The sequence below is a fragment of the Kocuria salsicia genome, assembly GCF_039532055.1.
GTDB lineage: Bacteria > Actinomycetota > Actinomycetes > Actinomycetales > Micrococcaceae > Kocuria > Kocuria salsicia.
In genome coordinates this window covers 816,551-836,303 of sequence record NZ_BAAARF010000003.1, presented here as the reverse complement: position 1 = coordinate 836,303, position 19,753 = coordinate 816,551, and the positions used below count along the sequence as shown (strand labels likewise).

Below are 19,753 nucleotides of genomic sequence, written 5' to 3'. Positions count from 1 at the left end.
CCGGGAGCCGCCGACATGCTTATGAGTGTCGGAACGCCGTGGTCTGATGTGGTCATGCAAACGCAGCGTGAAGCGTCCTGGCGCGTCCTGCCGCCGCGCGGACTGGGCTCGGCCCAGGCCCCCGCGGTGCTGGACCCGGCTCAGGAGAGGGTCGCGGACCTGCCGCCCGGCCACGGTCCCGTGCTGGTCCTCGGCGCCCCGGGAACGGGTCGCAGCACCGTCACGGTCGAGGGCGTGGTGCGGCGCATCGCCGCTGGCGCGGATCCCCAGCGCATCCTCGTTCTCACGCCGTCGCGGGAGACCGCCGCCACGCTGCGGGACCTCGTCAGCAGCCGGGCCGCAGCGACCATCAGCACGCCGCTCGTGCGGGCCTGGCAGGCCTACGCGTTCGACGTCCTGCGGCGCGCGCTGGCCGAGGGACTGCTCCCGGGGGTCGCCACCGCCCCCGTCCTGCTCTCCGGGCCCGAGCAGGATGCCTTCCTCGCGGAGATGATGCGCGGCCACGAGGCCGGGTACGGGGGCGCGGTCGTGTGGCCCCCGGAACTGGACCAGGCCTTGGGCACGCGGGGGTTCCGTGGGCAGCTGCGGGAGCTCTTCGACCGGATGAACGAGTACCGTGTGGCGCCTGAGCAGCTCGCGGCCTGGGCCGAGCCCCTCGGCCATCCGGAGTGGCGCACTGCCGCGGCGTTCCGAGCCGAGTACCAGCAGATCCGGGCCCTGCGGATGCCGAACGCGTTCGACCCCTCAGAGCTCGTGGACCGGGCCGCGGGCGTCCTGGAGGAGAATCCCGAGTTCCTCGCCCGGGAGCAGCAACAGCTGGATGCCGTGCTGGTGGACGACCTCCAGGAGGCCACCCCCTCGGCCCACCGGCTCATCGGTGTGCTCACGCGCGGCCGGGACGCCGTCTACACGGCGGATCCTGACACCACAGTGCAGGGATTCCGCGGCGCCCGTCCGGACCTGTTGCGCACCCTGGAGGAACGGGTGGCCACTGCGGCCCACCCCCTGCAACGGCTGCACCTCGGCACGAGCCACCGCATGCCGCGGCAGGTGAACCTGGCATGGCAGAAGGTAGCGCGCGCGGTGTCCGTCGTGGCGGGTGCCCGCACCGACCGCTCGCCCGTGCCGCCGGAGACCGAGGGTGAGGATGCCCGCGTGGGCTCGGTGCGGGTGGCGCTCTTCGAGTCGCCGACCGCCCAGGCACGCTGGTGTGCGGACCACTTCCTGCGGCTGCATGTGCTGGACGGTGTGCCGTACCGGGAGATGGCCGTGGTGGTCCGCAGCGGCTCCCAGCTATCCGGGCTCACCCGTCAGCTCGCCGCATTGGGAGTCCCCACCACCACCTCCGCGGCGGAGACGCCGCTGCGGGACGAGCCCGCCGTGATCCCCCTGCTCAACGCCCTGCGCATCCTGCTGGCGGCGCAGGACCGCGGCGTCGGGCCCCAGGACGCGTTGAGGAACGCGACGGACGGTGCGGCTGAGACAGCAACAGACACAGAGACCGGGGACGGGACAGACGCCGCCGGGGACCTGGACCGTGACGAGCGCGGCACCATGCTCACTGCCACCGCGGCCGTCTCCCTGCTGACCTCGCGGATCGGCGGCGCCTCACCCATGGAGGTCCGCCGGATCCGCCAGAAGCTGCGCGGCTACGAGCTGCGCACGGGCGGTGGCCGCACGAGCGACGTCCTCCTGGTGCAGGCCCTCACGGACGGGGTGCTCCTCGAACTCGCGGAGGTCCGCTCGGACGCTGCCGCCCGTGTCGCGGACATGCTGCTGGAGGGCCAGAACGCGCTCCAGGAACCGGGGGCCACGGCGGAGTCCGTTCTGTGGGCCCTGTGGGAGGCCTCGGGCGTTGCCCCGAGATGGCGCCGTCGTGCCCTGGCCGGTGGAGCGGAGTCGGTGCGCGCGGACCGGGACCTGGACGCCGTTGTCGGCCTGTTCGAGGCCGCCGAGCGCTTCGTGGACCAGGTTCCCGGCGCCACGGCGCGTGCGTTCATGGAGTACATGGACCACCAGGAGCTGCCCATGGACACCCTCGCCGCGCGCGCGCCCGCTGAGGACAACGTGGCGGTGATGACACCGGCGGGGTCCGCGGGACGGGAGTGGAAGCACGTGGTGGTGGCTGGCGTGCAGCAGGGCGTGTGGCCCAACACGGCACTGCGCGGGCAGCTGCTCGGCACGGACGTCCTCACGGACGCGCTGGACCACGGGCCGGAGCAGGCCCTGCGGCTAGGGGTGGTGGACCGGCTGCGGCAGGTGCGCTTCGACGAGATGCGCCAGTTCTCGACCGCCGTCTCCCGGGCGGGGGAGAGTCTCGTGGTCACTGCCGTGGCCTCGCAGGACGAGCAGCCCTCCGAGTTCGTGAACCTGGTGGTAGGGAACGAGGGACAGGACACCGGGATGGTCGTCGAGCACCTCACCGCACCCGAACCCCTCACCCTGCGGCAGCTCACGGGCACCCTGCGCCGCACCCTGACCAGCGGCGCCTCCGACGAGCACGAGCGGGAGGCAGCGGCTCGGCTGCTGCACGATTTCGCCACCGCGGCGCAACCGGTGCGCGGGGCGGCCCCCGACGAGTGGTGGGGCCACGCCCCGCTCTCCAGCGAGGAAGCACTGTTCGACGCCGAGGAGGCGGTGCGTGTCTCGCCGTCCAAGATCGAGACGATCCACCGTTCACCACTCGACTGGTTCGTCGCCGAGGCCCGGGCCACCGAGGTCACGGACCTCAGCCGCAGCCTGGGCACCCTGGTCCACGACATCGCCGAGAACATGCCGGAGGCGGACGCCACGGAACTGGTGGCCGAACTGCGACGCCGCTGGCCCGCGCTCGGCATGCCCGCCGGGTGGACGGGCGCGCAGGAGCTCGAGCGCGCGGAGGAGATGCTCCGCAAGTTCGCCCAGTACGCCCGGGACATGGGTGGCAAGCACGGACGGCGGCTGGTGGGCGTGGAGGGAAGCTTCGAGGTGCTCGTGCGGGACGCCGCCAGGGATGCGCTGCTCACGGGTCGGGTGGACCGTCTCGAGGTCGACGCCCACGGACGCCATGTGGTGGTGGACCTGAAGACGGGCCGCTCGAAGCCCTCCAAGGAGGACCTCCCCGAGCACCCCCAACTCGCGGCGTACCAGGTGGCGCTGCAGGCCGGGGCCGGGCAGGCCATGGCAGAGCTCAGCCGCGCCGAGGACCTGCACGAGGCGCACCGGCCCGAGCGGATCGAGCTGCCCGAGGGAGTCGTGCTCGCCCAGCCTGGTGGTGCCCTGCTGGTCCAGCTCGGGGACGCCACGAAGACCCCGGGCGTCCAGGTGCAGGAGCCGCTGGACGAGGAGCAGAGCTGGGCGAGGGAACTCATCACCCGGGCCGCCGCACTGGTGGCGGGAACCCGGTTCGAAGCGCGCCACACGGCGGCCCAGGAGTCCGGGTTCGGCATCCGGTGCTCGGTGCCGTGGGTGTGCCCGCTGTGCGCACAGGGGAGACAGGTGACGGAGAAGTGACCGTGCAGCAGAACTTTGAGGAAAAGGTCCGGTACTCGCCGGAGCAGATCGCCGAGGCGCTGGGGGAGCACCCGCCCACCGAGCAGCAGTCGACGGTGATCTCCTCGCCGCTGACGCCCCGGCTGGTGGTAGCGGGAGCGGGGTCGGGCAAGACGACCACCATGTCGGACCGCGTGGCGTGGCTCGTGGCCAACGAGCTCGCGCAGCCGGAGGAGATCCTCGGCGTCACGTTCACCCGCAAGGCCGCCGGCGAGCTCTCCCAGCGGATCAACCACAAGTTGCGCAAGCTGCGCGCCACGGGGCTGATCACCGAGCCGGACGACGGGGACGACGCCCCGGAGGCCGTTCAGGAGCCCACCGTGAGCACCTACCACTCCTACGCGAACTCCCTGGTGCGCAGCTACGGCCTGAGACTCGGCGTGGAGTCGGACACCGTGCTGCTCGGGCAGGCCCAGGCATGGCAGCTGGCCCACGACCTCGTCCAGGGCTGGGACGGGCCCCTGCCCGCAAAGGTTCCGGCGGCCTCCACACTCACCACGGGACTGATGAAGCTCGCCTCCGAGGCGTCCGAGCACCTGGTGGACGCCCACCGCGTGCGCGAGTACGTCCACAACCTGCGGCTGCGCTGCCAGGGCGCTCCCCCTGCCGGCCGCAAGCGCAGCCCCGGGGGCAAGGTCAACGACGCACTGGCCCGAATGGAGCAGACGGAGGTCCTCGCCGAGCTCGTGGAGCGCTTCCACGCCGTGAAGCGAGTCGACTCCGCACTGGACTACGGGGACCTGCTCGCCCTGGCCGCCCGGATCGTGCAGGTGGACCCCCAGGCCCGCGCCGTCGAGCGGGACCGTTTCCGCGTGGTCCTCCTGGACGAGTTCCAGGACACATCCCACGCCCAGCTGGCCCTGTTCGCCGGGCTGTTCGGGGAGGGGCACTGCGTCATGGCGGTGGGGGACCCGCAGCAGTCGATCTACGGGTTCCGTGGCGCGTCCTCCGGGCAGCTGTTCAGCTTCGTGGAGAACTTCCCGCGCAGAGGGGCCTCCGAGGAGGACCCGGCACAGTTCGCGGACACCAGTTTCCTCACCACCGCGTGGCGCAACAGTCTCTCGGTGCTGGACGTGGCCAACACCGTGGCCCAGCCCCTGCGCACACCCCCGCCGTGGAGCCGCTCGGCCGCCACCGTGGAGGTCCCCGCACTCGACCCCGCCCCGGGCGCGGTGCGGGGCAGGGTCCGGGTCAGCAGGTTCCTCACGGACACGGAGGAGGCTCGGGAGGTCGCCGGCCGCATCCACGAACAGCGTGCTGCGCACAAGGGCCAGCCCCTCGAGGAGATGCCCACCATGGCGGTGCTGTGCCGCCGTCGGGCCCAGTTCGAGCCCCTGCGCCTGGAGCTCGAGGCGCTGGACATCCCCTACGAGGTGGTGGGCCTGGGCGGGCTGCTGGACACCCCGGAGGTCGGCGACGTCGTCGCCATGCTGTACGTGCTCACGGATCCGGGCCGCTCGGACGCGCTCGCCCGGCTGCTGACCGGCGCCCGCTGGCGGCTCGGCACCCGGGACCTCGCGGCCCTCGGCGACTGGGCCGCGGCGCTCGAACGAGGCCACGAGCGCGCGGCCCGGGGCGAGACCGACGATCCCACCCGCGCCGACGGCGGTCCCGCCGGGGACATCACGGGCGGGAACGCCACGGGTGAGCACGCACCGGGTGGGCACGCACCGGGTGGGACCGACGCAGCCGAGGAGACGGTCGTCATGGCGGACATCGTGGACCGGGCGAGCCTGATCGAAGCCCTGGAGACCCTGCCCCGCGAGGACTGGGTGTCCCCGCGGGGTCGCAGCATCACCCCGGAGGGGATGCGAAGGCTGCGGGCGCTGCGCCAGGATGTCCGGGAGCTGCGACAGGTGCTCGGAGACGAACTGACCAGTGTGCTCCACGAGGTGGAGATGGTCCTGGGCCTGGACGTGGAGCTCGCCGCCCTGCCGGACACGGATCCGGTGCACGTTCGGCGGAACCTGGACGGTTTCCACGACCAGGCCGTACAGTTCACGGCCACCACGCGCACGCACGACGTCCCGGCGTTCCTCGAGTGGCTGGAGGCGGCCTCCCACGAGGAGAACGGTCTGGAGCTGCCGCCGTCGCACACCCGGCACGACGCCGTCCAGCTGCTCACGGTGCACGCCTCCAAGGGGCTCGAGTGGGACCATGTCCACGTGCCCGGGCTCAACCGGGACGACTTCCCCAGCAAGAACCCGTCCGCGTGGACGGGGGAGGCGGCCAAGCTGCCGTGGCCCCTGCGTGGGGACGCCCACCAGCTGCCCCAGTGGGAGGCGCGCACCGGGGACGTGCGGGAGCTGGAGGAGTCCTTCGCCGAGTTCCTGGAGGACGTCTCGGAGCACGACCTGGCAGAGGAGAGGCGCCTCGCCTACGTCGCGTTCACGCGCGCCAAGTCCCTCCTTGAACTGTCCGGGAGCGTCTTCCGGGGGGCCTCCAAGGGTGCGAAGGACCCGTCGCCGTTCCTGCTCGAGGCGCGGGAGCTTGCAGAGGGGGTCAGCGCAGGTATCGAGCTCGGACCGTGGGTGGAACCGGAACCCGGTACCGCCAACCCGCAGCTGGACACCCGGGTCAGCGCCCTGTGGCCCTACGACCCCGTCGAGGGCCCGGAGATCGTGCGCACCGCGCGGGACGCAGAGGGGGAGCTCACGGAGACTGTGCTGCCGCCGGCGCACCGGGGGCGTCGCGCCCGGTTGGACGGCGCGGCCCGTGCCGTGCGCGAGGGTGGCTTCGACGCGACGCGCGACCTCACGGACCAGGATCTCGAGTGCGGCCCCGCGGGAGATCTCGTGACCCGGTGGCGGCGGGAGGCGGAGCTGCTGCTGGCGCGTCGTGAGGCCACCGACGAGCTGCGGACCGTCCACATGCCGTCCCACGTGTCAGCCTCCGCACTGGTGGCCATGGACACGGACCCCGAGGAGTTCGTGAGCACCCTGCGGCGGCCCATGCCGCGCCGTCCGGGCACCGCCGCCCGCGCGGGGACCGCGTTCCACTCGTGGGTCGAGGACTTCTTCGGGGACACGGCCATCTTCGACCTCGACGAGCTGCCCGGCTCGGACGACTACGTGGACGAGGACCTCGACCTGCCCCGTCTCACGGAGACCTTTCGGCGCAGTCCGTGGGCCACCCTGCAGCCCTATGCGATCGAGCTCCCCGTGGAGACCCCGGTGGGCTCGCTCACCGTGCGCGGCCGCATCGACGCCGTGTTCCGCACAGGGGACGGCTGGGAGCTCGTGGACTGGAAGACCGGCCGGGTGCCGCGAGGACGGGACCTGCGGCGCAAGGCGGGGCAGCTGGCCCTGTACCGGCTGGCCTTCGCAAGGCTGCAGGACGTGCCCCTGGAACGGGTGTCCGCCGCGTTCTACTACGTGGCCGCGGACGAGGTGGTCCGTCCCCACGACCTCGCCGGGGAGCGTGAGCTCGAGCGGATCGTGGAGTCCCTCTACCAGAGGGGCGTCCCTGGCTCGGATCAGGACCCGGATCGGGGCCCGGGCTCCGAGACCTGGCCCGGCCGGACGCGGCGGTCGAATCCGGCGGAGGAGGCTGGGAACTAGGCGTCGGTGCGCCGGCTCACCGCGGCGGCGGTCGAACCACCGTTCCCGGGACGGGCGGGCCGGAGCCGGGGCCCGTCGTCGCCCGCGGATGTGGCTCCGGGGGCTGTAGAAGCCGTTCCCTGTGTCCCGGTCGCCACGCCGTCCGCGTTCTCCGCAGCACCCGGGCCCGGCACACTGTCGGGAGCGGACGGGCCGTCCAGGTCCGATGCCGCGGGACGCCCCCACGACCCGACCCGGCCGGTCGTTCGGCCGAGGGGCGACGGACCGTGCTTGTCCACATCGAGGCCCGTCACCGTCGCGTCCACCGTGGCCCGAGCACCGGGCGCGTCCACCCCCGGGGTCGGCGAGGCACTTGCGCGGACGTCCTGCGCGAGCGTGGCGAGCATGCGCTCGGCGTTGTCCACCATGGACGGGATCCCGCGGTCCACGCCGCGCACGAGCCACTCGGCGAGCGCGAACTCGGCCTTGAGGTGCGCGCGCCGCAGCAGGTGGCGGTCCGGCGGCTGCACCGCGCTCACGGAGTACGCCTCGAGCACGGTGTCCACGAAGGTCGGGTCTGCCATGCCCACGAGCCACGAGAAGTCCTGGGCCGGGTCGCCCACATGCAGGTCGCTCCAGCCGGTGAAGGAGACGAGCGCCCCGTGGTCCACGGTGACGTTGTCCTCGTGCAGGTCGCCGTGGACCACGCGGGTGGAGAACTGCCAGAGGGTGGTGTCCTCCAACGCGTCCTCCCAGCGGCGCAGCAGCTCACCGGGGATCAGCCCGGTGGTGGCCGCCTGGTCGAGGTCGTGCAGCATCCGCTTGCGGCACTGCTCCGCAGAGTAGGCGGGAAGGTCCGCGTCCATGACGAGGGCGCGGGGCAGGGAGTGCAGGGTCCCGAGCGCGCGGCCGAGCTGCACCGCCAGCGGTGCCCGTGGCGCGGCACTCGGGGAGGGCACGTGCAGGGGCGGCTCGGGGTCCTCGTTCTGCCGCTGCAGCTGCCGGAGGCTGAGGGTGTGCCCGGGCAGGTGCGAGTACACGAAGGTGCGCAGCCCGTTGTGCGCCACGGAGCCGGCCACGGAAGGCAGGTGGAAGGGCAGGCGGGCGCGTACGGAGGGTGTGAAGGCCTGCAGCACCAGGTGCTCCGTCTCGAGGCGCATGCTCGACTCGGTGTTCAGGGGGCTGCGGACGCGCCAGCGCCGACCGTCCGCGTCCTGGATGATGCACGAGCGGAAGTCCGCGGGGTCGTCGGGGGAGGGACCGGTGGCCACAGGGGCCACCCCGGGCACGGCTGCGGCCGCCACGGCGGCTAGCAATTCGGGGGTCGTCCTCACCTCACCCACCCTACCGGCCTCGGCCCGGGGCGGGCTGTCCACCGCGGCCCGTGAGGATGTCCGGACCCCGGTCTACAGTGGTCGGGTGATCTCATCCCAGGACCGTCCCGGCGCCGTCGCGCCACTGCTCGACGACGCCCAGCTGCCCTTCGCCGGGCGCCCGTTCGACCGGGACGCGGTCGCCCGGGAGCACAGTGATCTCGTGGCTGAGGCGCTCGCCTCGCCCACCGCGCGGGTGCTCGTGCTGCGGGGCTCCCAGGCCCCCGCGCGCGACGGCGCCCTGGTCCTCCCGCTCGTGGCGGAGGTCCCGGGACCCACGGATGATGTCCGCCGCCCGGACGTGTACCTGGGCCGCCTGGCGGACGGCACCCAGGTGATCCTGCGCACCTTCCCCGAGGACACCCAGCTGTCCGGTCTCGACGGTGCCCGGTGGGAGGGGCTGCGCACGCTGGCCACCGTGGTGGACCCCGAGCAGACGTCGTTGCTCGTCACGGCGCAGGCGGTGGCCTTGTGGCACCGCGACCACCCGCGGTGTCCTCGCTGCGGGGCGCTCACGCAGAGCATCCGCTCCGGGTGGGCCCGGCGCTGCCTCGAAGACGACTCGCTGCACTTCCCCCGCACGGATCCAGCGATCATCGTGGCGGTGGTCGAGGACGGCCCGGACCCCGCCTCGCAGCGCATCCTGCTGGGCCGCTCGGCGGCATGGGCCGGCAACATGTACTCCACGTTCGCGGGTTTCGTGGAGCCTGGGGAGTCCGCGGAGCAGGCGGTGGTCCGCGAGGTCGGGGAGGAAGCGGGGATCACCGTGCACACGGTGCAGTACCAGGGCTCGCAGCCCTGGCCGTTCCCGCGCTCCCTGATGCTCGGCTTCCGGGCTCTTGCGAGTTCCGACGCCGCCGTGGCGGACGGCGAGGAGATCCTCGAGGTCCGCTGGTTCACCCGGGAGGAGCTCGTGGCGGCTGTCACGGACGGCACCGTCACCCTGCCGGGCGCCGTGTCCATCGCACACGCCCTGATCGTCAGCTGGCTCGGTCACAAGCTGCCAGAGACCGGGTGGTGAGCGTGGCGGAGCAGCGTGTCGAGGAGCAGAGCGCGGAAGAGCGGATCCTGGGCGGGCTGGACCCGGAGCAGCGAGCCGTGGCCACCACCCTGCACGGGCCGGTGTGCGTCCGGGCCGGAGCGGGCACGGGAAAGACGCGAGCGATCACGCACCGGATCGCGTGGGGGATCGCCTCCGGTGTGTACACCCCGCAGAAGACCCTGGCCCTGACCTTCACGGCGCGGGCGGCCAACGAGATGCGGCAGCGGTTGCGCGTGCTCGGGGCCCCGGGCGTGCAGGCCCGCACCTTCCACTCGGCTGCGTTGCGGCAGCTGCAGTACTTCTGGCCGCAGGCCGTGGGCGGGCCGCCCCCGGAGATCGTGAACCACAAGGCCCGGCTGATCACCGAGGCGGCGCAGGCCATGAGGCTCACCACGGACCGCGCGACCGTCCGTGACGTCGCCGCGCAGATCGAGTGGGCGAAGGTCACCATGCTCACCCCGGACACCTATGTCCAGGCGGCGGAGGGCCGTGACATGCCCGCGGGTTGGGACGTGCGCACCATGCAGCGGCTCTACCAGTCCTACGAGGACCTCAAGGCGGACCGCCACCTCATCGACTTCGAGGACGTCCTGCTGATCACCGTGGGCATCCTGGAGGAGGACGAGCGGATCGCGGCGGCGGTGCACTCCCAGTACCGCCAGTTCGTGGTGGACGAGTACCAGGACGTCTCCCCGCTGCAGCAGCGCCTTCTCGACGCGTGGCTTGGCTCCCGGGACGACCTCTGCGTGGTGGGGGACGCCTCCCAGACCATCTACTCGTTCACCGGGGCCACGTCCCGGCACCTGCTGGAGTTCCCGGCGCGCTACGCGGGTGCCACGGTCGTGGAGCTCGTGCGGGACTACCGCTCGAGCCCGCAGGTGGTCAACACCGCCAACAGGCTGCTCGCGGCCCGCCGCCCCACACTCGGCACCGCGCCGGACACATGGGCCACCCCGCTGCGGCTCGTCTCGCAGCGCCCGGCGGGGCCCGAGCCCACCTGGAACGAGTATCCGGACGACGAGGCCGAGGCCGCCGGCGTCGCGGTCCGTGTCCGGGATCTCATCGACGACGGCGTGGCGCCCCACGAGATTGCCGTCCTGTTCCGCACCAACGGGCAGTCGCAGGTCTTCGAGGCGGCGCTCGCGGACGCCGACATCGGCTTCCAGCTGCGCGGCTCGGAGCGGTTCTTCAACCGCCCCGAGATCCGCCAGGCCATCGTGCAGATCCGCTCCGCCGCCCGCACCGAGGGCGCGGACCGGGCGGACGTGCCCCAGCAGGTGCGGGACATGCTGCGCTCGCTCGGCTACAGCGACCGCGCACCGCGCTCGGACAGCGCCACGCGGGCCAGGTGGGAGTCGCTGCGCGCCCTCGTCTCGCTGTCGGACACCATGGCCGCCCGCGCGGCGGACAAGGACGAGACGCTGTCACTCGCGGGTTTCGCCCAGGAGCTGGAGCGCCGCGCCACCACCCAGGAGGCACCCGTGATGGACGGGGTCACGCTGGCCTCGATGCACTCCGCGAAGGGCCTCGAGTGGGACGCGGTGTTCCTCGCCGGGCTCTCCGAGGGGCTCATGCCCATCTCCTTCGCGGACACCCCGGAGGCCGTGGACGAGGAACGGCGTCTGCTCTACGTGGGGATCACCCGAGCGCGCGAGCACCTCGTGTTCTCGTGGTCGCTCTCGCGCACGCCGGGTGGGCGCCCGAACCGCTCGCGCTCGCGGTTCCTCGACGCCGTGCTGCCCCCGGCGTCGGGCGCGCCCGCGCGCCGTCGTTCCCGGTAGGACGACGACGCCGCGGCGGCTCAGCCCCGGTGGTCCACCTCGTCCCAGAACTCGCGCGCCAGGTGCGCGAAGTCCTCAGCACGCTCGATCTGTGGCCCGTGCCCGGTGTCCGCGAAGCGGTGGGTGCGAGCGCCCAGGGCCTTGGCGCCGCGCGCCATGTGCCGGAACGGCAGCACCGTGTCCTTGTCGCCCCACACGATGAGCACGGGCACGCCGGTGGCCCGGACGCGGGGGAGCAGCGCCCTGCGCCAGCCACCCTTCACGCCCGCGACTCCACCGAGCGAGCGCAGCATCCCCAGGAACGCGTCCGTGCCGCCGGGGCGCCCGGCCAGCTCGTAGCCGTGCTGCACACGCTCCTCGGTGACGAAGGCGGGGTCGTGGTACATCGCGCGTTCGGAGCGCCTGGCGCCCTCACGGCTGGGGCGCATGGCGCGCTCGCCCAGACCGGGGATGCTCGCCAGGCGCAGCGCGGGACTCACACCGCGGCCGAAGCCGGCGGAGTCCGCGAGCAGCAGGCTGCGCACGAGCTCCGGGTGGTCCGCGGTGAGCTGCATCGCCACGGCGCCGCCCAGGGAGTTGCCGACCACGTGGGCCGGGGCGACGCCCTGCGCGCGGAGGAACCCGGCGACGTCGCCCGCCAGGCGTTCCAGGGTCATGCCGCCGTCCGGGGCGGGGGAGTCCCCGAAGCCCGGGAGGTCCACGCTCCACACCTGGAAGGAGTCCTCCAGCAGCTCGTGCTGGGCCTGCCAGTCGGCGCGGCTGCGGCCGATGCCGTGGATGAGCAGCACCGGGGCGCCCTGCCCGCCCACGCGGTACGCGATGTCGTTGCTCAGCCGAGCGCTCACGACGCCACCGCCGCGGTCTCAGGGGTGGCCGGTGTGAACTCGAGCTGCCCGTCGCGCTCGCTGCCCGGTCGGAACAGGACTTTGTCCCGCAGGTAGTTCTGCCGCACGTGCCACGCCCCGTCCGGACCCTGGCGGGGGAGCAGGTGGGCGCCGCGCTGGATGTAGCCGGAGGCCAGGTCGATCAGGGGGCGCAGCTGGGACCGCGGCCCCTTGTAGCGCGGCGTCACGGCCACGGCGCCCCGGCGGTCCGTCTGGTCCAGCAGCCGACGGAAGTAGTCGGTGATGAGATCCACGCGCAGCGTCCACGACGAGTTGGTGTAGCCGATCGCGAAGGCGAGGTTCGGCACGCCGTCGAGCATCATGCCCCGGTAGCTCACCCGCGTGGCAGGATCCACGTGCTGGCCGTCCACCTGGACGTCCACGGCCCCGAAGAACTGCACGTTCAGGCCGGTGGCGGTGACGATCACGTCTGCCGGCAGGTGCCGTCCGGAGGTGAGGTCGATGCCGTCCGCGGTGAAGCGTTCGATGGTGTCGGTGACCACCTCGGCGTCGCCCTCGCGGATGGCCCGGAAGAAGTCGCCGTCCGGGGCGGCGCACAGCCGCTGGTCCCACGGGTCGTACTCGGGGGTGAAGTGCTCGTCCACGGGGAAGGTGGGACCCAGGTGCTTCACCGCGCCCTTGTGCAGCAGCTCGCGCATGGCCTGTGGGCGGCGGCGGCTGAACTCGTAGATGAACATCCCGCGTGCGATGTTGCGCCACCGGTTGGCCTCCCCGGCCAGGCGCGGCGGGAGCCAGGAGCGCAGCTTCATGCCCGCGGTGTCCCTGCCGGGCACGGAGGCCACGTAGGAGGGGGAGCGCTGCAGCATGCTCACGTGCGCGCCGCGCTCGGCGAGCGCCGGGAGCAGGGTCACGGCCGTGGCGCCGCTGCCGATCACGACGACGCGCCGGCCTGCCACGTCCACGTCCTCGGGCCAGTGCTGGGGGTGGATGACCGTGCCCCGGAAGTCCTGCAGGCTCGGCCACTCGGGCGTGTAGCCCTCGTCGTAGCGGTAGTAGCCGGTGGCCATGAACAGCCAGCGCGAGCTCAGTCGCGAGGTCTCCCCGGTGTGGACGTCCTCGTGGGTGACTGTCCAGGTGCTGGTCTCGGAGGACCACTGCGCGCTGCGGACCCGCTGTCCGAAGCGGATCTCGGAGGTGACACCCGCCTCGTCCGCGGCCTCGCGCAGGTACTCGAGGATGGTGTCGCCGGTGGCCAGGCTGCGCTCCCCGGTCCAGGGGTGGCTGCGGTAGCCGAAGGTGGCCATGTCCGAGTCGGAGCGGATGCCGGGGTAGCGGAAGAGGTCCCACGTGCCCCCGAGGTCGTCCCGGGCCTCCAGGACGGCGACCGTCCGCCCGGTTCCCGCAAGTTCGCGCGCGGCCCCGATGCCCGAGATGCCTGCGCCGACGACGATCACGTCAACGTCGTACGTGCTCATGGTGCGTCCCACTCCCTGTGGTCCTGTGCTGATGTGCTCGGTGTCCCGCCGCTGCCAGCCGGTGCCCTGCCCACTGTGCCGACTGCGTGCACGGCCCGGTGTCGGGCGGGTGTACTAACGCGTGTTAGTGTCTGTGGCACCGAGTGTAACAGGTCACATCAAGGGCGTCAGGGGCCAGGCTGTCAGAAGCTCAAAGCACCGGTGCATCTGTGCATCGGAGGACCAGGGTGCGCGGTGGTGCATCCAGCGCGTCTGCCCTGGGCGGAGCACGGCGGGAGAAGGAGCACGCGTATGGACGGTCAGGAGATCTCGCCCCGGCGGGCCACGAGTGCGGACGTCGCGCGGCTGGCGGGCGTCTCGCGCACCACCGTGAGCTTCGTGCTCAACGACACCCCCACCCAGTCGATCTCCGCGGAGACCCGACGCCGCGTGCTCGCCGCGGCGCGAGAGCTCAGCTACGCGCCGTCGGCCGAGGCGCGGGCGCTCAGCCGGGGCCGTTCCACGTCCGTGCTCGTCTACCTGCCGCCCGCCCGTTCCCTGACCGAGGAGATAGGGCGGATCGTGGAGCGGCTCTCCATGCTGTTCGACGAGGCCGGGCTGTCAATGGTCATCCACGCGTGGACCCGCCGCCCCGCGGCGCAGGTGTGGTCCTCCGTCACCCCGGCCGCGGTGCTCGCGTGGGACCTGACGGACGAGGACGCGCAGCTGATGCGCGGCAACGGCGTGCGCGGCGTGGCCTCCTGGACGGGCACGGACGCGATAGGCCGGTGGGTCACCGGCGCGAGGGAGCAGGACAGCGCACGGCTCCAGGTGGGACGGCTCGTGGCCGCCGGCCACCACCGGCTCGGCTACGCGGTCACGGGGGCAGACCACATGCACGGTGCATCCCAGTGGCGCTGCGAGGTGCTTCGCCGTGAGTGCGAGCAGCGCGGCCTTCCCGCACCCGGCGTGATCAGGTTGCCCGCGGATCCGTCGCGAGCCGCGCAGGCACTGGAGCAGTGGCGTGCCAGTGCGCCCGGGGTCACGGGGATCTGCGCACACGACAGCACTGCGGCGCTGGCCGTGCTGGCCGGTATGCGACGACTGGGGTGGCGCGCCCCGGAAGACCTCGCGGTGGTGGGCGTCAGCGACTCCGCAGCGGCGGCCCTGGCCGATCCGCCGCTGACCATGGTGGCGCTGGATCCAGAGGTCACCGCGCGCTACATCGTGGACGTCGTCACGGCGCTCGTTGCCGGGAGTCCGACACCGCCTGCGCCGTCCAGCGGCGGAGCGATCCTCGTGGACCGTGATTCCGTCTGACCCACCGCGGGCCCAGGCGACACGCTTCACGGGCCCATGAAGGACAGCGAGCACAGGCATCCGGGCTCGGGCGGCAGCAGAATCCGTCGCAGGCCGTGGTGCAGGGTGGGCCCCGCGAGGCACTGTCCCGCTGGAGGTTCACCGAGCTCCGCGGCGTCGTCGAAACCGAGCGCGAGGGACAGCAGGATTCCCGCGATCTCGCCTGCCACCACGGTGCGGGTCACCCGGCGGAAGGGCTGCGCGCGTTCCGAGAGGGCGGGTGCGGTCGCCACCAGCGGGTGCTCGCGGACGAACGCGCGGGCGTGGCGGGCAGCACCGGTCACGCAGCTGCGGCACGGCCGGTGCGCCCAGTCCGTCACGGGCCAGCGCACCACGCACGCGCCGTCCGTGAGCACCGTGAGGGTGGGCAGGTGCCCATCCACGTCCGGCACCGGGGGCTCTCTGAGATCCGCCAGGAGATCGCCCGCCACCGACCACGCGTGGACCGCGACTGCCCCGCCCACGGCGGCGCTCGGAAAGAGCTCCGGCGCGGTGAGGGGCACGCAGCGCGGGGAGCGCCGCCGGAGCATGGCGCGCATGGCGAGCTCCCGGGGCAGTCCTTCCGTCTGCGCGGGGTAGGGCCCGTCGAGGGCGTCCAGGGCGAGCACGCGAGACCGGTCGTTGACGTCGAAGAGACAGACCCCGGCGTCCGCCAGGGCGAGGGCCACCGCCGCCGCGAGCGGGTCGAGCCCGGTGAGGAGCACCCGGACATCGTCCACCCTCGGCACGGCGGCGCCCGGCCCCGCGAAGTTTTTGGGTGGTGATGCCGAGGTGGCGCGGACGGTGGACGTGCGCTGAGTCATGGCACCACTGTTCGACGCGAACCAGGCGCCGGGCCAGGCGCCGCGGGTAATCCACAGGGCGGATCGGCTTTGGCCACGCCCGGGTGGGGTGGTGGACTGGTGACATGCCCAGGAGACGAGCCCCCCAGCAGGCGCAGGACATGCCGGAGATCATCGTGCAGCGCAGCGCGCGACGCACCAAGACCGTGAGCGCCCACTTCAGCGGGGAGGCGATCGTACTTGCGGTGCCCCAGCGGGCCACCCGGGCGCAGATCGCGCACTGGAGCAGCACGCTGGTCCCCAAGGTGGTGGCGAAGCGTCGGACGGCGGAGGCCGCGGCCCGGCAGCGATCGACCGACACCGCGCTGGAGGAGATGGCCCAGCGGCTGTCCCGCACGTACCTGGACGGCGCGGCGCGACCCACGAGCGTGCGGTGGTCCGCGCGGCAGCACACCCGCTGGGGCTCGGCCACGCCCAGCACGGGAACCATCAGGATTGCCCGGCGCCTCGCGGACGCGCCCTCATGGGTTCTTGAGACCGTGGTGCTGCACGAACTCGTCCACCTGCTGGAGGCGCACCACAACGAGCGCTTCTGGGAGCTGGCGCGGCGCCATCCCAGAGCGAACGACGCCGCCCAGTTCTTGGACGGCGTCGCATGGGCAGAGCGTCACGGGGCCGGGGAGCCCGAGGATAGCGTTGCCAGTACTCAGCCCCGGTAGGCCCCGGGCTGGCGTCGTGCCCGGGGCCCGCACGGCGCCTGGTGGACCCAGCCGCGTCTGGCGGACCACCGCGTTCTCAGCGGATCGGGAGAGCAGGGCAGGTCAAGGAGACCCGGCGGATCGAGCGCACCGAGCACACCTGGTGGACCGAACAGACCCGGCGGACCCGTGGTGGCCGGTCCGCCGGACACCGGCCCCGTCTCAGCGCGCGGAGGGCCCCTCGGGGTCGGTGCCATCGGCGGGATCCTGGCCCTGCGGCCCGTTCTTCCCGGGTCCGTCGTTCGAAGCTCCGTCGTCCGCAGTGCCGTCGTCAGAAGCCCCGCTGTCCGGAGCACCGCTGTTGGCAGACCCGCTGCTCCGGGAGCTGTCGTCCTGAGATTCGTTGCCTTGTGCTCCGGCGGCCTCTGAACCTGGGGCCTCCGAATCGGTGGTCTCCGACCCGGACGCCCCGGACCCGTCGTCGTAGCCGCCCGAGAGCAGCTTCTCGAGGGCGGCGTCCATCTCCTCGTCGCTGGCCGTCAGCAGTCCGCGGCGCTCCTCGAAGCCCTGGGGGTCGTCGAGGTCCTCGTCGGTGGGCAGCAGCTCGGGGGACTCCCAGAGGCCGTCCCGCTCGGTGGTGCCGCGCTGCTCCTCCAGGTACGCCCAGAAGGCGGCCGCCTCGCGCAGCCTGCGTGGCCGCAGCTCGAGACCCACCAGGGAGCCGAAGGTGCGCTCGGCGGGCCCGCCCTCCGCGCGGCGCCGCGCCATCATCTCGGTGAGGGCGGGAGCGGACGGGATGTTCTGCGTGGCGGCCACAGTGACCCTGTTGACCCAGCCCTCGATGAGCGCGAGAACGGTCTCCAGCTTGGCCAGCGTGGCCTCCTGGCTGGGCGTCATCTCGGGGCTGAAGACCCCGGAGGTCAGGGCGTCCTGGATGCCGGAGGGGTCCGAGGGGTCCAGCTCCTGGGCGATGGACTCGATGCGCTCCATGTCGATGTGGATCTCGGAGGCGAAGGCCGTGATGAGGTCCAGCACGTACTGGCGCAACCAGGCGACGCCGTGGAACAGGCGCGTGTGGGCGGCCTCGCGGATGGCCAGGTAGAGCATGACGTCCGAGGCGGGCAGGTCCAGGCCCTCGCTGAACTCGGCCACGTTGGACGGCACCAGGGCGCACTTGTCCTTGGCCAGGGGGATCCCCACGTCCGTGGAGGAGAGCACCTCGCACGACAGCGCGCCCACCGCCTGACCGAGCTGCATGCCGAACATCATGGACCCGGCACCGGCGAGCATCCCGGAGAGGTCCGCACCGCCCATGGCCTGGGAGAGCTCCGGCGGAAGCTGCTGGGTGAGGGCCTCCGTCATGGCCTTGGACACCGAGGTGGCCACCGGCGCGGACATCTCCTGCCACGTCTGCCACGTGGCCTCTACCCACTCGGCTCGCGACCACGCGGACGGCAGCACCGGGGCCTCCCCGAACGCGGTCTTCTCCGTGAGCCACAGGTCCGCGAGCTTCATGGCGTCGCTCACGGCGCCCTTCTGCTTCTCCGTGACGGACGGATCGCCCTTCTGGGCGGCGGCCTGCCGGGCGTTCTGGTGGGCCAGCTCCCAGTTCACGGGTTCACCGCTGCCGGAGGAGCTCATCATGGACCGGATCTGCTGGAACATCATGGACATGGCCTGCGGGTCCACGGGCATCCCGGCGGGCATGTCACCGGGCTTCATGGCGCCGGAGCCAAGCAGACGTTCGAACATCTCCTGGAACGGGTCCTTGGGGTTCTCCCCGTTCTCGTCGTTGGGAGGATTCGAAGGCATGGGACCGCCAATCATCGAAAGAAGTCTGGGACTGCTTCCAGACTATCGGGAGGGCCCCAGCCCGAACCACTGTTCCCGCTCCCGGTTCGCTGACGGCTCAGGTCCTGCAAGCCACCTGAGAATGGGCGCCGGGACGCACGGCAAGGGGGTTGCCGCACCCACTGGCCGGGGGAGCTGTCCACGACCCGGGCGACGTCGTCCCAGGGACTGCGGGGGAGGGCACGTGCCGGGCACGACGACGCCGCGTGGCGACCCCGCGGCGTCGTCACCCCGTACCAGGGGGGAGCGGGGCGCGGCGCGCCGAGTACCATGGGGCGGTCCAGGAGGCCGCGGGAAGGGAACGAGACGTGACAGCTGAGCAGAAGGGGCGGTGGCGCGCACGCGTGCGACGGCCGTCGTTGCCCTCGGCGGCGCTCGCCGGTATGAGCGTGCTGCTCGTGGCCGGTGTGGTGCTGCCCGCACCGTACGTGGTCGAGGCCGCCGGACCCACGTTCAACACCGTGGGCAGCCACGACGACAAGCAGCTCGTGAAGATCACGGGCGCCGAGACCTACCCGAGCAACGGCCAGCTGGACCTCACCACGGTCTACGTCCAGGGTGGGCCCTCCGGCCGGATCAACTCCATCAACGCGATCCTCGGCTGGCTGGACCCCACGGAGGCCGTGCTTCCCGAGGACACGCTCTACCCGCCGCAGACCACGGGCCAGCAGGTGGACGAGTCCAACGCCGTTGCCATGACCACGTCCCAGGAGGACTCTGTGGCCGCGGCCATGACCTACCTGGGCAAGCCCTTCACCACCACGCTCACCGTGCACGCACTCGTGGCCAGCGGGCCTGCGGAGGGCGTCCTGCAGGCGGGGGACGAGCTTGTGTCCGTGAACGGCACGCGCGTCACGTCCCTGGACGGGCTTCGCAAGCAGCTGGATGCCGCCGGGGCCAGGGGTGCCGAGATCACGGTGCGCAGGGACGGGAAGGAGACCACCCGGCACGTGGCCCTCACCCGGGATGCGGACGATTCGCGCTGGCAGCTCGGCGTGTACCTTGTGCCCCACTACGACTTCCCCGTGGACGTGGACTTCCAGCTCGACCAGGTGGGCGGACCCAGCGCGGGCATGATGTTCGCGCTCGGGATCATCGAGGAGCTCACCCCCGGGTCCATGGCAGGAGACCAGCACATCGCAGGGACCGGGACCATTTCCCCGGACGGCACGGTGGGTCCCATCGGAGGCATCCGCCAGAAGCTCGAGGGCGCCAAGGACGCAGGGGCCACCTACTTCCTGGCGCCATCGCAGAACTGCGACGAGGTGGTGGACCACGTCCCGGACGGGCTCACCGTGGTGGAGGTGAACACCCTGGGCGAGGCCGTGAACTCGGTGGAGCACGCCGCCGCAGGCAACGTCACGGACCTGCCCAGCTGCGGCACGCGGTGACACCTCCGACACCGCGCAATTGCGCGTGTCAGAAGGGCTCAGCACAATAAGGTTGACACTGATCGTCGACAGACCGTCAGCCGCGCCCAGGAATCTACGAGGTATGC

The 19,753-nt window shown here is 72.4% G+C and carries 12 protein-coding genes; 7 read left to right on the top strand and 5 right to left on the bottom strand.

Annotated features, from left to right (window positions below):
• Nucleotides 1-54: 54 nt before the first annotated feature.
• Nucleotides 55-3,492, top strand: a complete 3,438-nt coding sequence (locus ABD264_RS03680) for an ATP-dependent helicase (protein ID WP_344204315.1) — start codon at nucleotides 55-57, stop codon at nucleotides 3,490-3,492.
• 2 nt (nucleotides 3,493-3,494) lie between these two features.
• Nucleotides 3,495-7,091: an ATP-dependent helicase gene (locus tag ABD264_RS03675; RefSeq protein ID WP_344204312.1), complete on the top strand. Its 3,597-nt coding sequence runs from the start codon at nucleotides 3,495-3,497 to the stop codon at nucleotides 7,089-7,091.
• Here the strand turns inward: ABD264_RS03675 and ABD264_RS03670 are convergent.
• Entirely contained in the window at nucleotides 7,088-8,404 is a 1,317-nt protein-coding gene (locus ABD264_RS03670) for a macrolide 2'-phosphotransferase (protein WP_344204309.1), read from the bottom strand. The two genes, ABD264_RS03675 and ABD264_RS03670, sit on opposite strands and share 4 nt — an antisense overlap.
• Before the next feature lie 85 nt (nucleotides 8,405-8,489).
• Between ABD264_RS03670 and nudC the strand changes: the two genes are divergently transcribed.
• Nucleotides 8,490-9,464: an NAD(+) diphosphatase gene (gene nudC, locus ABD264_RS03665; protein WP_144942093.1), complete on the top strand. Its 975-nt coding sequence runs from the start codon at nucleotides 8,490-8,492 to the stop codon at nucleotides 9,462-9,464.
• A gap of 2 nt (nucleotides 9,465-9,466) precedes the next feature.
• Nucleotides 9,467-11,266 (top strand): ATP-dependent helicase, encoded by a 1,800-nt coding sequence (locus ABD264_RS03660; protein WP_425554278.1) that lies wholly within the window; start codon nucleotides 9,467-9,469, stop codon nucleotides 11,264-11,266.
• 20 nt (nucleotides 11,267-11,286) lie between these two features.
• On the opposite strand, the gene ABD264_RS03655 is transcribed toward ABD264_RS03660, so the two are convergent.
• Together ABD264_RS03655 and ABD264_RS03650 are read right to left on the bottom strand one after the other, a co-directional pair.
• The gene (locus tag ABD264_RS03655; RefSeq protein ID WP_144942097.1) at nucleotides 11,287-12,111 is read right to left on the bottom strand and encodes an alpha/beta fold hydrolase; all 825 of its coding nucleotides are present in this window, start codon (nucleotides 12,109-12,111) and stop codon (nucleotides 11,287-11,289) included.
• Entirely contained in the window at nucleotides 12,108-13,586 is a 1,479-nt protein-coding gene (locus ABD264_RS03650) for a flavin-containing monooxygenase (protein ID WP_303104981.1), read from the bottom strand. Before ABD264_RS03650 ends, ABD264_RS03655 begins: the two co-directional genes overlap by 4 nt.
• Nucleotides 13,587-13,877: 291 nt before the next feature.
• Between ABD264_RS03650 and ABD264_RS03645 the strand changes: the two genes are divergently transcribed.
• Nucleotides 13,878-14,885, top strand: a complete 1,008-nt coding sequence (locus tag ABD264_RS03645; protein WP_145009541.1) for a LacI family DNA-binding transcriptional regulator — start codon at nucleotides 13,878-13,880, stop codon at nucleotides 14,883-14,885.
• A gap of 26 nt (nucleotides 14,886-14,911) precedes the next feature.
• On the opposite strand, the gene ABD264_RS03640 is transcribed toward ABD264_RS03645, so the two are convergent.
• The gene (locus ABD264_RS03640) at nucleotides 14,912-15,727 is read right to left on the bottom strand and encodes a hypothetical protein (protein WP_244944697.1); all 816 of its coding nucleotides are present in this window, start codon (nucleotides 15,725-15,727) and stop codon (nucleotides 14,912-14,914) included.
• A 104-nt stretch (nucleotides 15,728-15,831) separates the two neighbouring features.
• Between ABD264_RS03640 and ABD264_RS03635 the strand changes: the two genes are divergently transcribed.
• Complete coding sequence (locus tag ABD264_RS03635) at nucleotides 15,832-16,425, top strand: M48 metallopeptidase family protein (RefSeq protein WP_244944696.1); 594 nt, start codon at nucleotides 15,832-15,834, stop codon at nucleotides 16,423-16,425.
• A gap of 201 nt (nucleotides 16,426-16,626) precedes the next feature.
• Here ABD264_RS03635 and ABD264_RS03630 read toward each other — a convergent pair whose 3' ends face one another.
• Complete coding sequence (locus ABD264_RS03630) at nucleotides 16,627-18,216, bottom strand: zinc-dependent metalloprotease (protein WP_144942103.1); 1,590 nt, start codon at nucleotides 18,214-18,216, stop codon at nucleotides 16,627-16,629.
• A 347-nt stretch (nucleotides 18,217-18,563) separates the two neighbouring features.
• Between ABD264_RS03630 and ABD264_RS03625 the strand changes: the two genes are divergently transcribed.
• The gene (locus ABD264_RS03625) at nucleotides 18,564-19,646 is read left to right on the top strand and encodes a YlbL family protein (protein WP_244944695.1); all 1,083 of its coding nucleotides are present in this window, start codon (nucleotides 18,564-18,566) and stop codon (nucleotides 19,644-19,646) included.
• Nucleotides 19,647-19,753 lie beyond the last annotated feature (107 nt).

What these genes read in the sequence shown, in the direction of transcription:
- ABD264_RS03680 (WP_344204315.1), top strand. Translation starts at nt 55, where the DNA reads ATGCAAACGCAGCGTGAAGCGTCCTGGCGCGTCCTGCCGCCGCGCGGA.
- ABD264_RS03645 (WP_145009541.1), top strand. Translation starts at nt 13,878, where the DNA reads ATGGACGGTCAGGAGATCTCGCCCCGGCGGGCCACGAGTGCGGACGTC.
- ABD264_RS03650 (WP_303104981.1), bottom strand. Translation starts at nt 13,586, where the DNA reads ATGAGCACGTACGACGTTGACGTGATCGTCGTCGGCGCAGGCATCTCG.
- ABD264_RS03630 (WP_144942103.1), bottom strand. Translation starts at nt 18,216, where the DNA reads ATGCCTTCGAATCCTCCCAACGACGAGAACGGGGAGAACCCCAAGGAC.
- ABD264_RS03635 (WP_244944696.1), top strand. Translation starts at nt 15,832, where the DNA reads ATGCCCAGGAGACGAGCCCCCCAGCAGGCGCAGGACATGCCGGAGATC.
- ABD264_RS03640 (WP_244944697.1), bottom strand. Translation starts at nt 15,727, where the DNA reads ATGACTCAGCGCACGTCCACCGTCCGCGCCACCTCGGCATCACCACCC.